Annotated in this window: 8 protein-coding genes; 2 read left to right on the top strand and 6 right to left on the bottom strand. The window is 43.3% G+C overall.

Annotated elements, in window-relative coordinates; translation table 11 throughout:
- Position 1 precedes the first annotated feature (1 nt).
- Both K8P02_RS15585 and K8P02_RS15580 read right to left on the bottom strand, forming a co-directional pair.
- The gene (locus tag K8P02_RS15585) at positions 2–976 is read right to left on the bottom strand and encodes a FecR family protein (protein WP_025866978.1); all 975 of its coding nucleotides are present in this window, start codon (positions 974–976) and stop codon (positions 2–4) included.
- Positions 977–1061: 85 nt separating this feature from the next.
- Positions 1062–2237 carry a dicarboxylate/amino acid:cation symporter gene (locus tag K8P02_RS15580; protein ID WP_007487722.1) on the bottom strand — a complete coding sequence of 392 codons (1176 nt, stop codon included), beginning with the start codon at positions 2235–2237 and terminating at the stop codon, positions 1062–1064.
- A gap of 225 nt (positions 2238–2462) precedes the next feature.
- Between K8P02_RS15580 and K8P02_RS15575 the strand changes: the two genes are divergently transcribed.
- Entirely contained in the window at positions 2463–3368 is a 906-nt protein-coding gene (locus K8P02_RS15575) for an endonuclease/exonuclease/phosphatase family protein (RefSeq protein WP_195349168.1), read from the top strand.
- 9 nt (positions 3369–3377) lie between these two features.
- Positions 3378–5381 carry a glycoside hydrolase family 97 protein gene (locus tag K8P02_RS15570; protein WP_025866979.1) on the top strand — a complete coding sequence of 668 codons (2004 nt, stop codon included), beginning with the start codon at positions 3378–3380 and terminating at the stop codon, positions 5379–5381.
- Between the two features lie 105 nt (positions 5382–5486).
- Here K8P02_RS15570 and K8P02_RS15565 read toward each other — a convergent pair whose 3' ends face one another.
- The 4 genes from K8P02_RS15565 to K8P02_RS15550 all read right to left on the bottom strand — a co-directional run bounded on the left by K8P02_RS15565 (position 5487) and on the right by K8P02_RS15550 (position 12831).
- Positions 5487–8084: an endonuclease/exonuclease/phosphatase family protein gene (locus K8P02_RS15565; protein WP_025866980.1), complete on the bottom strand. Its 2598-nt coding sequence runs from the start codon at positions 8082–8084 to the stop codon at positions 5487–5489.
- Between the two features lie 85 nt (positions 8085–8169).
- On the bottom strand, positions 8170–9966 hold the full coding sequence (locus tag K8P02_RS15560) for a T9SS type A sorting domain-containing protein (protein ID WP_025866981.1): 1797 nt from the start codon (positions 9964–9966) through the stop codon (positions 8170–8172).
- Between the two features lie 83 nt (positions 9967–10049).
- On the bottom strand, positions 10050–11012 hold the full coding sequence (locus K8P02_RS15555; RefSeq protein ID WP_025866982.1) for a sugar phosphate isomerase/epimerase family protein: 963 nt from the start codon (positions 11010–11012) through the stop codon (positions 10050–10052).
- Positions 11013–11067: 55 nt separating this feature from the next.
- A complete protein-coding gene (locus K8P02_RS15550) occupies positions 11068–12831 on the bottom strand; it encodes a RagB/SusD family nutrient uptake outer membrane protein (RefSeq protein ID WP_221650878.1) in 1764 nt (587 codons plus the stop codon).
- Positions 12832–12838: the final 7 nt, after the last annotated feature.

Genomic DNA, 12838 nt, shown 5'->3' with positions numbered 1-12838 from the left:
GTTACCGTATCTCTATAATGGTGTTATCATGATATATAATTTTCATCTGTTGTGATGCATTCAGGCAATTTAAAATCTGTTCAATTGTCTCGTCATTGGCAAATATTGCATCGTATTTTATCGATTTTAATTTTGGATTGGTAATTACAATCTTCTTTTGGAAGTGACGTTCGAGTTGATTGGTTATATCTTCCAGCTTTTTATCGATAAAGTAAAATTTACGGGATTGCCCAGGGTTGGCTATAGTCGAAATATTCATTTGTGACATTTCGCCGGTATTCTTATCAATCTTTATAATATCACCGGGAGCCATGAGTACTTCTACCTGTTTATTGTTGAAATCTGATTCTACGTCCACGCATCCTTCGTATAGCATTACTTCAAATTCTGAATCGGATTCATGCGATTGTACGTTGAATTTAGTTCCCAATACTTTGATTGTGGCATTGTTACACACAACGAAGAATGGATGTTTCATATCTTTGGTTACCTCTACGTATGCTTCGCCAAACAAATGTACTTTCCTGTTACGGGCAAAATCATTTGCTGCGTAAAAGAGAGTACTTGTGGGTTTGAGATAGATTTTTGTAGAGTCGGGAAGTATCACCATTTTTGAATCACCTGCCGATGCATATACTTTTTCCAAATCGATATCGCCGAACCGGGGACTCCATAAATGTATACCCAATAGGAAACCGCATATCAGGACGGTGGCGGCTATTCCCGATATCCAGCGGTATATCGTCTTCCTCTTTTTTATGCCTTGGGGTGTCCCGATACCTATACGATAGCATGTGCGGTTGAACGCGTTTCTGGCTTTTTGTTCATCCTGATGAGTACATTCTTTCAACAGTTCCAGAAGAATAGTGTCCAATTCGGCATTATTGATATTGTTTATATACCATTGCTCTATTTTCTCGGAATCAGCGGGGGTGGACTGACTCTCAAAAAACATCTTTATGCTTTCTTTTTTCATATATTTATTATTAATCTTTCCTTATATTAAAGGAACACATTACATGATATGACTACGTAATCCGATTTTGAAAATAGACATTTTATTATTGTGCGGATGCATATCTCTTTCCGAAAAAGCGGTCGATAATAAGGGTGATAGCGCCGTCTCCACTTACGTTACATGCTGGGCCATATCCGTCGAGAGCCAGATAAATGGCCATCATCAGGGCACTCTGTTCAGGCGAAAAACCGAGAATCGATTCCAATAATCCGATTGATGCCATTAAAACTCCTCCCATTACTCCGGGGGCAGCTACGGCAGAAATCCCTTGCAAAAGGATGAAATTGGCAAAGAGGGCGAAACTAATGTTCATTCCGCTCAGATACATCACTGCGATTGATGTAGTGATAAGCTTGATAGTCGATCCGCACATGTGGACTGTTGAACAAAGAGGGACAGTAAAGTTGGCGATCTCTTTAGTCGCACCATTCTTCATGGCACACTCGAGAGTGACTGGAATAACGGCCGAACTGGAACAGATTGAAAAGCCTGTCAGGTACGCTGGCATAATATTCCATATACATTTAAAAGGATTTTTTTTAGCCACCAGTCCGGCTATAATATATTGGATAATGAGGTAACAGATAGACAGGATAACACCGGTTGCAATGACTTTAACACCTGTTCCCATGACGGTTGACAGATGCCCGGCAGCACTCATCTCACATATCATTGTAAAGATGTAGAATGGTAAGAGAGGGATGATGGCATGTTCAATCGTGAGTTTTACAATTTCTCCGAATTCATCGAAGGCTTTCTTCAGTCCCGGGGCTTTGGTGAAAATAATGCCGATGCCGAGCATGAATGACAAGAGGAGAGCTGTCAGTATGTCACAAATCGGAGGGAATTTGATATTGAAATAGGGCTCGAATACTTTTCCTTCCAGCGCAGAGGTAGAAATTTCACCAATACTTAGATAATGAGGAAGCAGACTTGAAGCAAAACCATATGCAAAAAATCCTGCACCTATCGTTGACAGATATGAGATAACGATAACACTCAATAGCATCTTTCCAGCTCCACGTCCCAGATTAGCTACAGATGGAGTCACAAGGCCCAATACGAGTAAGGGTACGATAAATTTGAGAATTTGTGCAAAGAATACATTGAAGGTTTTAAATATTCTGATCATAACATCCGGCGCTATAAGTCCCAATAACGAACCGATAGTTATCGCAATCAATACCTTAGGGAACAATCCTAACTTTCTTTTTTTCATTTTGTCAATATTTTAATTTAAAGGAACACTCATTCAAGGAACACATCACATCATACATCTACGTAGTCGGTATTTTTATTTGTTTTGAATATTGTGGTTTTTGACGGCTTTGCTGTTGTAATAAAGCATGTTAATGTTTTTTAAATCAGTGTCGGTTTTGTGTTGTTGGTTACGTATTCAGTACTTTTTGATAAGTCTTCATAGTATAATTTTAAAGATACATATATGAAAAAAAACATTCTTTTGTCTGGTATTTTACTGCTGAGTTTTTCTTGTGCTATCGCTCAAGATTATCATGACGATGTTGTCGTGTTGGATTCTGTAAAGGTGATGTCGTTCAACATCCGTTTCAATAATCCGAATGATTCTCTTGATACGGCATGGGATCGGCGTCGGGAACCGTGTGCCCGTATGATCGCCCAGTACCGTCCCGACGTGATAGGCATGCAGGAACCACGTAACGAGATGTGGCAGCAAATCTTTGCCATGCTACCTGATTATGGCTATTATCGTATAGAGATGAACGACACGTTACCTGATTCCCGCACCGGAGGAGTATTATTGTTGTATCTTCGTGAGAAATATTCAGTGATACGTTCGGGACATTTTTGGCTGAGTGCTACTCCCGAAGCTCCATCCCAACCGTGGGACTCGACTGACAGACATTATCGGGCCGCTTTGTGGTTACAACTCAAGGATAAAAAAAGCCGGAGAGAATTTTATATTGTCACCACTCATTTGCCCTATAAGAAAGAACCGGTGGACACTGAGGTGCGTGCCCGGTGTGCTGCATTGATAAACAATAGAATGAAGACCATCGCCGGTGAGGAGGCAACTGTTTTCGTAACCGGTGATATGAATGCTTCTTACAATCCCTATGATCCGCGGCGTGAGAGCTTGGCTCCATTTTACCGTTGGTTTGCTTCTGCCAGAGAAGATGCTTCCAAAACGGATGATCATTCCAGCTTTAATGGTTTCGGACGCGTTTCTCCTTTGGTAAGAAACAAGAATCTGGATCATATTTTCTATCGTAATGCTTGCCCGTTGGTGTTTGAGACCATTGATAAGCCAGTTTATGGTGTGAGGTGGATATCTGACCATTATCCTATCATTTGTACATTTACTTATTGATTTGTAAAGATGAAATATAAGAAAGTTTTTTTGATGTTTATGGTGGCTTTCACTGTTACAATAGCTGGTGCTGCCGAATATAAACTGGGCTCTCCTGATGGGAGGCTTACGAGTGAAATTAATGTCGGTGATAGTCTTACGTTCACTCTTTCCAATGAACACCAATCAATATTGTCTCCATCGACCATTGCTATGGAATGGATGAATGGCACAGTTTGGGGGGCCGATATGAAAGTGAAAAAAGTACAACGCTCGTCTGTTGATGAAGTGATTCTTTCTCCACTGTATAAGAAATCACAGGTGCGAGATAAATATAACCGGTTGATATTGACCACGACTGCCGGTTTCAGTATCGAATTCCGGATGTATGATGACGGAATGGCTTATCGTTTTGTATCTTCACTTTCGGAGGAGTACACAGTGAAGAATGAAAAGGCAGTGTATCGGTTATCTCAGAATTTTGAGACATGGGCTCCGTATGTACGTGACCGTAAGAAACGAAAGGACGCCACCCGTGAACAGCAGTTTTGGAATGATATGCAAAATCTGTATACGTATCTTCCGTTGAAGGATTTCGATGAAAACAATCTGTTGTTTACACCGATACTTGTCAATCTGGAGTATGGCGAAAAATTGTGTATTGCCGAAGCCGATGTTGAAGATTATCCCGGAATGTATTTAGCGACAGATAGTTGCAGACCGCAGTTGAGAGGAGTCTTTGCCCCTTATCCGAAAAGTGTGGTACAGGGCGGACATAATGATCTTGAACATCTGGTTACTTCGCGGTATCCCTATATTGCGAAGATCAATGCACCGCGGACTTTTCCGTGGCGGACTTTCATTGTTACACGTCGCGACGGAGAGTTGGTGGAAAACGATATGGTATATCGGTTGGCGGCTCCGTCACGCGTAACCGATCGGTCATGGATCAAACCGGGAAAGGTTGCCTGGGAGTGGTGGAATGACTGGGGGCTTTATGGAGTAGATTTTAAGGCTGGCATTAATACGGAAACTTATAAATACTACATTGATTTTGCTTCCGAAAACGGCATCGAGTATGTTATTCTCGATGAAGGATGGGCTACTAAGGGAAAGTGTGATCTTCTTGATGTCGTCCCGGAAATAGATCTTCAGGCAATAGTAGATCATGGGAGGAGAAAAGGAGTTGATATTATTTTGTGGGCCGGTTATCTGGCGATGGAACTTAATTTGGAAAAGGTCGTATCGCATTATGCCGATATGGGTATCAAAGGTTTTAAAATAGATTTCCTTAATCGTGATGACCAGGAGATGATTGATTTTATGTACCGTACGGCTGAGGTATGCGCAGCCCATAAGATGCTTGTCGATTTTCACGGCTGTCCCAAACCAACGGGTATGCAACGCACGTATCCCAATGTGATCAATTATGAAGCGGTATTCGGGCTTGAACAGTTGAAATGGTCCAAGCCCGATGTCGATATGGTTTCTTACGATGTTTTATTGCCATACATTCGCATGGTGGCTGGTCCGATGGATTATACGCAGGGAGCGATGCGCAATAGTGTCAAAGGTGGATATTTTCCGAACAGGAGTAATCCGATGAGTCAGGGCACCCGTTGCCATCAGCTTGCAGAATATGTCGTATTCGATTCTCCGCTTAACATGCTTTGTGATTCTCCATCCAATTATATGCGTGAACAGGAGTGTATCCGGTTTATATCCCAGATTCCCACAGTTTGGGATGACACTTTCGTGCTCGATGGTAAAGTTGGCGAGTATATTGTCGTGGCTCGGCGTAGAGGTGATAATTGGTATATCGGAGCATTGGGGAATTGGGATACCCGTGAACTGAAGGTGAGATTACCGGATGATTGCATCGGGAAGCGGATCGAGATATTCAGTGATGGAGTAAATGCCCATCGGGCAGCTCAGGATTACCAGAGAACGTTCGGAGTATTGGAACAGAATGAGATTGTTGTCCGACTCGCACCGGGTGGGGGATGGGCAGCTTGTATTTCATCGACGGAGTAAAAAGAAAGATGGAGAGTGTGCTATAACTTTCCTTTCAATGAAATCACCCACGCTCCAATAGTTGCAGCGTGGGTGATTTTTTAATTTACTGGCAGATAATCTTATTTATCTTTTTATAAACCGGGAAGTTCCTCCTTTCCAGGATAGTATATATACTCCGGGATAAAGCCGGGAAACATTGACCGGAGTCTCTCCTGGGGTAACTTCGCCCAGAAGAATAACCGTTGATCCGGTCATGGAGAATATTTTCACATCCTGTAATGTCATAGAAGTAGACAGATATAAAATTGAACCGTTCTGGTATGTTTTGACCGGATTGGCGACACTTGCTGTTTCGGTAATACCCGTACCTTCTCTTCTATATTCATACGCACCGATCGATGAGGTTCCATCGGTCAAACGTTCTACTCCTCGTTGGTCGAATATCAGTTTGTTTCGTAGTTCAATCGTGTTGTCTACATCTCCTTTTAATAATTTTTCTTCCAATTGAGATGCCGGCAGCACATTGATTGCATTCGATCCGAAAAAGCGTCTTTTCACTTTGACTGTCTCAACCGGACCACCGTTTAATGCCAGAACAGGGATAATATCTCCTTCTACTATGTTACTCTCGAGCATATTACCGAGCAATAGGATGGATGAATCGACTGAGGTTCCTAAAATATCGGTTTCTGCCGGTGTTATATTTATATTATCGGCACTCGAAAAGATGTTATAACCGGTAGTTGCCAGCTGTCCTGCATTATAAACATCACCAGTATGCGCTGAAGTGGAGCGGTTTCCGGCAATCACGTTGTTGAAAATGAATGGTGTTCCGTTGTAAATATGCACGGCTGCACCATAAAAGTCGATGGTAGGTGTACCGTTTTTGTAGCATGATGCATGGTTTCCGACAATCGTATTATTGACGATCGAAATTGTAGATGCTACGTTCAAATTGGCATAGATGGCCGATCCTCCTTTCATTTCGTTAATGACACCGCCGATAGCTTCTACCCGGTTATTGACAAAGGTGTTGTTGACTAAAGTCGTTTTAGAAGCATAGGCTGTTCCGTTGAGGGAGACGGTACCTCCGTAAGTAGCCTTGTTATCGACATAAGTGTTGTGTCCCAGGTAAGCCCACGAGTATCCTGAATGGTATCCGGCAGAACCTTGTACTGCTTCATTTTCCGAGAAGTAACAATCAGTCATTGCATGGCGCCACCATAATTCCACACCGGCATAGGCAGTGAAATAAGCGCCGCCGTTGGCTGAGGAGATGTTACGGATAAACCGGCAATCGGTACATAATAATTGGCCGGCTGCATAGATTCCGGCACCTTGACCCGTGGCCTGATTATTGCGGATAATCACATTATCGAGTATCAGTCGGGAACCCAGACTGGCGATACCTGCCCCTGTGGTAGTATTTCCGTTGGCGTTTCCTCCGACAATTTCGAAATTGCAAAGCATCAGTGCGCAGTATTTCTGAACTGTCACTACATGATAAGCATTTTCTTCATTACCGGTCCATACTCCGTCTGCGATTTCATCATCGCCGTTTATATCTCCTGATAGAACTGTACGCCCCGTCACTTCTTTAAATGCAGAGTCGTAGCCGCCGAATATATCCAGAGAATGAGGAATATTGAGTGTAGCGTCCCGACCTTTAAATTGCTCCGATTCGGTTACGGTATAATATCCCTGGGCAACGTAAATGGTATCGCCGTTGCAAGTGGCATCGACAGCTTCCTGGATATTACGGAACGGCGCTGACTTGCTTCCATCGCCACCATCAGCAGCATTTATATCGACATAACGGGTATGGGAGGCCACGAAAGGTTCTAATGAGACGTTCACTATCACGGGAAAATGGTCGGAAGGAGTGACACTGCGTCCGAAAGTCTCATTGATATGATTGTATGTATGTACTTTCATCCCTTTTACCCATACATAATCCAGTCTGGTCCCATCTTTTTTCTCGGGATCCCATTTGCACAAGGTTCCGTCCTTAGGCCATGGGAATGGGGTTTCCGATACTTTGCGACTGTCTGACATATAGGCACTGCAAAGGTCATAGAACGGATAACGTATGGCCGACGAATTATGATCACCGCATATGATGGCGGGGTAATGACCGGAAATGGAACGTACTTTTTCCATGTTAACGCGCGTTCCTTCATTGCGGGCATCACTTCCCTGATGATCGAGATGGGTGATGAAATAATAAAAGATATCGCCTGTTTCCTTGATTTTCAGCTTGGCCCATACGGTGAAACGTTTGTTCCCGCTGCTGTTATCCCACGAAAGTAGTGATTTCGAGGGGTCTGTACACAAAAAGTAATGTCCTTCTTCAAGCAGATCGAACTTATCGGTACGAAACAATACCGCATTGATTGTTCCCTGATTGGGCACTGTTGATGAGTTTCCTCCCCATTCTACGAATGAATACTCCGGAAGTAAACTTTTCATGTCCTCTTGTTGTGAACCGGCATTCATTTCGTTGACTCCGACAATATCGTATTTGAAATCGATAATTGTCCGTGTAACATAACTCTTACGGTTGTTCCAGCTTAGCTCTCCCTGATCGGCGCTCGTTTTGAAACGGATATTGAAACATCCGACGTTTAAAGTCGTGGTATTGGCTAGACCGACCGTCGACAGGGTCGATAAAAATAACCATAGAATGGCGAATAGTCTGTATTTGATATGATAGAAAGCCATATAATAATGATTTATAAAACAAACAAGTCGACTGCTTTCCAGATACGGAAAGCAGACGGACCTGTTCAATAGATTAGTTACAATATTATCTGGCAACTTTGAACGTTTGTCCGTTCACGTTAGCCATGTAAATGCCTTTTGTGAGATCACGCAGGTCAATCGTGTTACCTTGGGTAATAGACCGGATACGTATACCTTGTAAATTATAAATATGTATCGTAGCATTGTCGGTGAGTCCTACAATCTGGTAGATACCATCACCCGATACTTGTAATTTGAGAGAGGACATCGGAGAATTCGTAACGGCAATACCGGTCCCATGATTGGTCAAGAAATCATAGGCTCCCGGAGCCGTTTCACCGTTAATCTCTTCCTGGCTACGTTTCGAACCGGTCTGGTCTACGGTAACGTCGATCTCGAATGGGAGATATTTGCCTTCATCTTTTAGAGTCTTGATGTACTCTCCAAGTTCGAAACCATAAAGGGCGTAAACTCCGAGCTGGTCGAGAATGCCATTATCTACAGGTTTCAGCGTCTTGGTGAATCCGCCGTTTTCGCCAGCTGTGGTTGTGCCGAATATCTTGGAATAAGTATTCGGGTTACTGCCATCCATGTGATCATTGTTCCAGTTGATAGCAATGGTTGGAGAATTCATGACCGAGCCGAACGTGCCTAATATGCTGCCACCATACGAATTTAAATAGGCGCTGGAGGGTGTCTTTTCCGTACCGGTAAGAACGATAGCGGCTTTGGCAACTGTACCGTCGTCTTCGCGTCCGACAATAATGGAATTACAGATATTCACTGCCGGATCACAGGCAATACGTATTTGCGATCCCAACCATGAACCAGGATTAGTGACAGTACCGGTTTCCGTATCTTCAGCATATAGTTCCGAAGGATCGGCAGCGCATGTATTGCCGGCAATTGTACAGTTTATGATATGTACTGCACGTACATCATCATCAAAGGAGCTGCCATTGGCGCAGATTCCGGCACCTTCGTAAAAGGCCTTGTTGTCAACAATAGTGGAATTTATGATCCACATATTTTCTCCTGAAGATTGGGCGATGGCACCACCGTAACGGGATTCTACTTCATTATTACCGAAATAACAACGTTCGATTACGCCATTCGCTTTCTTAGAACTGCGGGAAGTACACCGGAATCCGGCTCCGGTCTTATGCGCTTTGTTGTTGTATACATTGCAGTCTTTTATATGATAAAGTCCGCCATAGATGTGGATACCGGCACCGATTCCGTCTCCCGTACCTTCGCCTTTGCTTATATTATTATATATATTGCAATATTGAAGTTCGATGGCTCCCTGCGTGCAATAAACTGCTCCACTTGCGTTAGTTGAACCTTCGGGAGAATATGAACAGGTAAAATCGATACCTATCAGTTTGCAGATGTGGGCCAGGTTCTCGGCAGCATCATTCCGAGCCTGACGCACATGAATTAAATTACGGAGGTCGCCTGCACTCGGTCCTCCGTTTTCGTCGAGGTCACCGGAGAAAATTGTAGGTGTTGCCGATGGATAGGCAGGCCACTCAGTAACCACACCTTTACTTTGATCACATCCTCCAACGAAAATATAGCCACGATAAATACGCCCGGCATCGGAACCGGGACTGGTAGCATTGTAATAGGTTCCTCCTGCAAGAAAGAATACGTCTCCGGTTTTATACTTGGATACCTCATCGTTTTTTGCAGCAGCGGCATCATTTTCGAAAATGTCATACATGGTAATCGCTTTTTCCCAGGATGAACCGTCGTTGCCTGTAGCACGTAACCCCGGTACGACATAGTATTCAGCCGAAAAAACGGTTGTAGGAATCAAAATTCCCATCACACAGAGTAAGAAATGTTTTAGTTTCATAATTCTCATAGATTTGTTAATAATGTATTGGTAAAATCACTTGGAGTTTTTATACGTTTGAGGAGGTATTGACAACAGCCTCCTTACGGTTGTAAAGACTTTGTATAATTTTCATAAAGCAGATTATAGGCAGTGACAAGATCTGTAAATCCATCTACTTCTTTTGCTCTTATTTCATAGAGGAACGGACCAGTGTAACCGGCATGATCAAGTGCCTGAAGAATAAGAACCCAATTGTTTTTCCCGCGTCCCGGGAGCTGATGACACTCCTTCTCTCCGTCACCGTCGGCAATGTGGACACTCTTTATGCGAGAGCCGAGTGCAGCGATCAGCAGTTCGGGATTTTTGATGTGATTCATGTCGACTGCTGCATAAACATCAGCCGGCATTAAATCCATAATTTCAACCATCTCTTCGACAGTACGGCCCAACGGGCGTTCTACCCCGGGACTGCGAAGTAATTTGTATCCGAGAAGATTTTCCAATACAATGATGGCCCCTATCTCCTTTACATCTTTATTCAGGGAAGTGATGGTTTTTACCAGTTGGCTCATGCGTTCCTTGCGTTCGTTGAGGCCTAACCGCCAGCTTGGATGGAACAGGATTACTTCCGGCTCCAATACGCTGACGACATCGATGTAGCTACGGTAGGCATTTTCGGAGTGTGAACGAATGGTTTCGTCAATGTGTGACGGGTCACAGTCGGCCCCATAAGGCATATGTATCGACCAAATGTTGATCCCTGCACTGTCAGCATTGTGTTTTACCTGGCGGAATTTCTCTTTTAATTCGGCATTTGGAATAGGATGATCTCCATTTACTAAGCCGGTGAGAGAAATTTCTATGTCAGAGATACCCGCAGACCGTGCTTCTTTCAGGTTTTCATAGGTTAACCCTTGCAAACCGCCGAAAACGCTTATAGTTGTACCTATTCGCAATTTTTGCGGAGTATGTACTTTGTCTTCGTTCATGGTATCCATGCAAAAGCCACTTACGGAAACCATTAAGACAGATATCCATACATAGATTATTTTTCTTTTTAACATACTGTTTACTTGTAATTTAAAACTTAATAATAACTGACTTGCGAATAAGATGTGGTTAAAAATTTAGTCCGTCATCCCATCCGGGGTTCTGTGTAATCATACCTTTGGTAAGTGTACGTTCATTACTTGGGATTGGATAGAGATAATCTCGGTCCTCGTTGAAGGCCCTCATTAATTGTCCGTGAGCCAGAATATAACCGGTCTCTCCTTCTGACAGGAATATGTCTTGGTTTATTTTTAATGGAGTTACTCCCGGAGCGGGAATACGGCGGTCCAGATAAACCACAAAATCGATTTTTCCATTGCCATCCATGTCATAACGGCCTTCACCGGGTACATAGGGTCCATAAAATGGCTGGGCCAGAAGTTGGCCTTCACGCCAGCGGCATAAATCGGCAAAACGGATGCCTTCGTTTACCATTTCTATCGAACGCTCCCGACGGATCTCAAGAATGACTCCTTTGTTAGGACCGTTATCCACATTCTTATATCCATAAAGTTCAGATGTGAGGAACGGGTCAGGATCGGCATTTACTGCTGATTTGTCCAGGTGGGGCATTCCTACGCGATCACGGATTAAATTGATGGAGTGATCGAGGTCATCTTGTGTCAATGTTCCCAGTTCGGCTTTGGCTTCGGCGTAATTGAGGTATACTTCGGCCATACGGTAAATAGGTATATCTATTGTCGAAGCATTGACAAAATTGGGTCCTGAAATGTACTTTAGCATCGGATATCCTGTCACGGTATTGGCAAAATTGAAGGTTCCTTCTGTACCATCGATGTATTGGGTATTTTGTGTCAATACTGTTTGTGCAAGACGCGGATCGCGTTCTTTAGTCTCTTCGGTAAATGGCATCGTTGCCCATCCTGCTTTATCGGTAAAGCGACTGCCGTCTTGCATTAAGTAAGAGAAAACGAGTGCCTTGGTGTAACCGGCCATGCCTTTGGAGGGCATTAATGCATAGGCGTCGACTGCATGTGCGAAATTTCCTCCATAGCAACGTGCAAGAATTACTTCCTGTGCAATGGCGCTTTCTGAAGTAAAGAGTGAATAATAAGGGTTTTTCCCTGTCGAGTAGATGGAATACTTTTTATCATTCATAATATCAAGCGATGCATTAACACATTCCTGCAAGATAGCTTCATAAGGTAAATTGCTTTTATTAAATGTGTGGCCGGCATGGTATTTACGGAAAGTTCCTTCAAAAAGGCATGCACGTGATTTTAATGCAAGGGCTGCATAACGTGAAACTTTATAAATAGAGGATGATGTAGGAAGGCTTTCTGCAGCTTTGTTGCAGTCTTCTATGATATGATTTATGATGACGTCGCGGCTGTCACGTGGTTTGGCCAAAAGTTCGTCTTGGTCGGAAGCCAATACCTGATCATACCATGGTACCTCGCCAAAACGTTTCAGCTTTTCAAAGTAAAAGTAGGCACGCCAGAAATAGGCAACACCGTCATAGCGTTTGCGAGCGGATGCATCTTTACAGCGATGGGAATTTTGCAGATAATAGTTGATATATCTCAGATAAGACCATGACCATCCCCCGCCGGAGGAAGGAACGGTACGTGTCAGTCCTACTACGACATCGCTCTGAGACAGACCATCAACAATCAGGTTGGATGGTTCGTCATACAGATTGACTGCGGTAGGTTCCATGAGATAAAACTGGTTGGTATAAAGTTCCAACTCTGATTCTGTATGAAAGAAGGTGTCGGGACTGATGGAATCCTTAGGAAACTCATTAAGGTCACACGATACAATGCCTGTTAATAAGGTGGCGGATATGAATATATATTTTATAGTACGCATAGCTGGT

It is taken from the genome of Bacteroides nordii (assembly GCF_019930665.1).
GTDB lineage: Bacteria > Bacteroidota > Bacteroidia > Bacteroidales > Bacteroidaceae > Bacteroides > Bacteroides nordii.
The sequence above is the reverse complement of the archived record's forward strand: the minus strand, read 5'-3'. Positions and strand labels throughout refer to the sequence as shown.